Origin of the sequence: Klenkia sp. PcliD-1-E (genome assembly GCF_024124375.1) — a bacterium.
Taxonomy (GTDB): domain Bacteria; phylum Actinomycetota; class Actinomycetes; order Mycobacteriales; family Geodermatophilaceae; genus Klenkia.
The window spans coordinates 1-2,924 of sequence record NZ_JAMXRZ010000218.1 but is presented as its reverse complement, the minus strand read 5'-3'; the positions used below and the strand labels follow the sequence as shown (position 1 = coordinate 2,924).

The 2,924-nt window shown below is 77.0% G+C and carries 2 protein-coding genes; one reads left to right on the top strand and one right to left on the bottom strand.

The features are described 5' to 3' along the window. A partial coding sequence (locus NH342_RS24425; protein WP_253018553.1) for a diguanylate cyclase occupies window positions 1-1,048 on the bottom strand: 1,048 nt, incomplete at its 3' end. Between the two features lie 119 nt (window positions 1,049-1,167). Between NH342_RS24425 and NH342_RS22565 the strand changes: the two genes are divergently transcribed. Next, the coding region (locus NH342_RS22565) for a helicase-related protein (protein WP_253018551.1) at window positions 1,168-2,924 on the top strand (1,757 nt) is incomplete at its 3' end.

The following is a 2,924-nucleotide window of genomic DNA, read 5'->3' as shown; positions in this document are numbered from 1 at the left end:
ACCCGTCCCGCCCGGCCCGCTTGACCACGTAGAGCGCGGAGTCCGCCGCCGAGTACAGGGTGCGGACGTCGCGGGCGTGCTCGGGGGCGTGCGCCACGCCGACGCTGACGGTCAGCCGCAGCTCGGTGCCGTCGGGCAGCACCAGGGGCGCGGCCCGGACGGCGGCGACCAGGTCGGCGGCGCGGGCACCGGCGACGCCCACCGGGCAGCCGGGCAGCAGCACCGCCAGCTCGTCCCCGCCGAGCCGGCCCACCACGGCGTCGGTGCTGCGCACCGCGGCGGTGAGCACCGCACCGACGTGCCGCAGCGCCGCGTCGCCGACCGGGTGCCCCCACTTGTCGTTGACGGACTTGAAGTGGTCGAGGTCGACCAGCACCAGGGCGGTGCCGGTGCGGGGGTAGCGGGTGAGCGAGTCGGCCATGGTGTCCTCGAGGACCCGCCGGGTGACCAGGCCGGTGAGCCCGTCCACGGTCGCCACCCGCTCCAGCTCGGCGACCAGCCGCCCGGAGGCGTCGACCTGGTGCGTCATCGCTGCCGCCAGCATCAGCAGCGAGGCGCAGGCCAGCCCGGCGTCCAGCGCGCGGACCCCGGTCCACGGACCGGCCACCGCGAGCACGGTGACCGAGGCGGCGCAGCTGAGGCCGGTGACGGCGAGGGCGGCCCCCCGGCGCAGCTGGCTGACCGCGAAGACCACCGGGACGCCCATGAGGGAGACCCCGGCGTTCAGCTCGCCGAGCAGCAGACCCCACATCGAGGAGCAGGCCAGGACGGCGACCAGTGCGGCCAGCGGCACGGACAGGTCGCGGGCGGCGCTGCCGCGCGGGGCGAGCACGCACAGCGCGCCGGTGAGCACGAACAGCGCGAGCACGACCCACCCGAAGGCGGGGGCGGGCACCCCGAGGTGGGGCAGCGCCAGCATCATCCCGAGCAGCAGCACGGTGCCCGTCCCCAGCAGGACGGCGGCGATCCGCGGACCGACCCCGGGCAGCCGGGGACGCAACCAGGCGGGGGCCTGGCGGTCCGCGCGCAGCGGTCGGGGACGGGGCACGTCCTGGTCATCGGCCCGGCCGGTGCCCGTCTCCTCCCGTGGCCGGGGGTGCTCACCCGGAAGGATGGGGCGGGTCCGCGGTGTTGCACCGCGCAGTGATCCCCGACCCGAAGGACACCGTGTCGTCCCCCTCCCCCACCGCCCGCCGCCGGGTGCGCACCCCTGGCGCCCCGACCAGCCGCGAGGAGCAGCGCGCCCAGCAGACCTGGGTGGACGGCGCCGAGCCGGAGCTACCCGTGCGCGCCACCCCGCCGCAGCGGGTGGTGTTCCACCTGGGGCCGACCAACTCCGGCAAGACCTACGAGTCGCTGCAGGCCCTGGCCGAGGTCGGCTCCGGCGTCTACGCCGCGCCCCTGCGCCAGCTGGCGCACGAGGCCTACGCCAAGCTCTCCGCCGTCCTGCCCGCGGGGACCGTGGGCCTGTCCACCGGCGAGGAGGAGATCGACCCCGGCGCGCCGATCGTGTGCTGCACCGTGGAGAAGGCCCCGCCGGCCGGTGAGCTGCTGGTGCTCGACGAGTCGCACTGGGTCGCCGACCCCGACCGCGGCCACCACTGGGCCCGCCTGCTGCTGACCGGCGAGTACCGCGAGATGCACCTGATCTCCGCTGCCGAGGCACTGCTGCTGCTCCGGCCGCTGGTCGCCGACGCGGTCGAGACCGAGGTGGTGGACCACCGGCGGCTCTCCCGGCTGGACGTGCTGCCCGCCCCGGTCAAGCCGCAGCAGGTGCGCCCGCAGACGCTGGTCGTCGCGTTCTCCAGGAAGACCGTCTACGCGGTCGCCGCGCAGCTGGACCGGCACCGCACCGGCAAGGTCGGCGTCCTCTACGGCGCGCTGCCGCCGGCCACCCGCCGCGACGTCATCGCCCGGTTCACCCGTGGCGAGCTCGAGGTGCTGGTCACCACCGACGTCATCGGCCACGGCATCAACGTCCCGGCCAGCACGGTGCTGTTCGCCGAGACGCAGAAGTTCGACGGCACCGAGCTGCGCCCGCTGCGCACCTGGGAGGCCGCGCAGATCGCCGGCCGGGCCGGCCGGTACGGGCTGACCGGGCACGGGTCGGTCGGCGTCCTGGGCGGGGTGCCGGGGCTGCGGCCGGTCCCGTCGCTGGTGGCCGCCGGCGCCTCGGTCGCCCGCGGCGACGCGACGAGCGACCTGCCCAACCGGCTGCCGCGGCTGCGGCCCGAGCTCGACGACCTCGGCGCCTTCGAGCCGGTCGACCTGCCCGAGGCGCTCCAGCGCTGGTCGGTGTGGGCCCGCTCGGCCACCCGGGCGCAGGCCATGACCCCGGACGACGTCAGCGGCCTGGTGCTGCGGGTGCACGCGCTGCTGCCGATGCTGCGGGGGCCCCTGTCGGCCGACCTGTTCACCGTGTGGCGGCTGGTCAACCTGGCCATCGACCACGACCCGCCGCGCAAGGTGCGCTGGCTGGCGCTGTCCCGGGCGGCGCTGCGGCACCGCGCCGGGCTGGACGTGCCGCGCGAGCTGGTGCTGCCGCCGGTGCCGCGGGGCACCACGGTGCAGGAGTACGAGCTGGTCGCGGCGCAGGCCCGGGAGGCGCAGACGCTGCTGCGCTCCTTCCCCGGCGTGGCCGGTCTGGTGGCCGAGGACGCCGCCCGGGTGGAGGAGCGCTGCGCCGCCCGGATCACCGAGCTGCTGCCCGACGCGATCGGGCTGTCCTCGGCGTCGCGGTGCGTCTCCTGCGGGGTGGGCATCGCGCCCTGGTTCACCACCTGCCGGGACTGCGGCACCCGCCCGCCGTCCCGTGGCGCCGACCGCCGCCCGGGCCGGTCGTCGGCGGCGTCGTCCGGTCGCCCGACCGGCGGCTCGTCCGCGGGCCGGGGTGCCGGGGATCACCGGCAACCGGGCACTCGCGC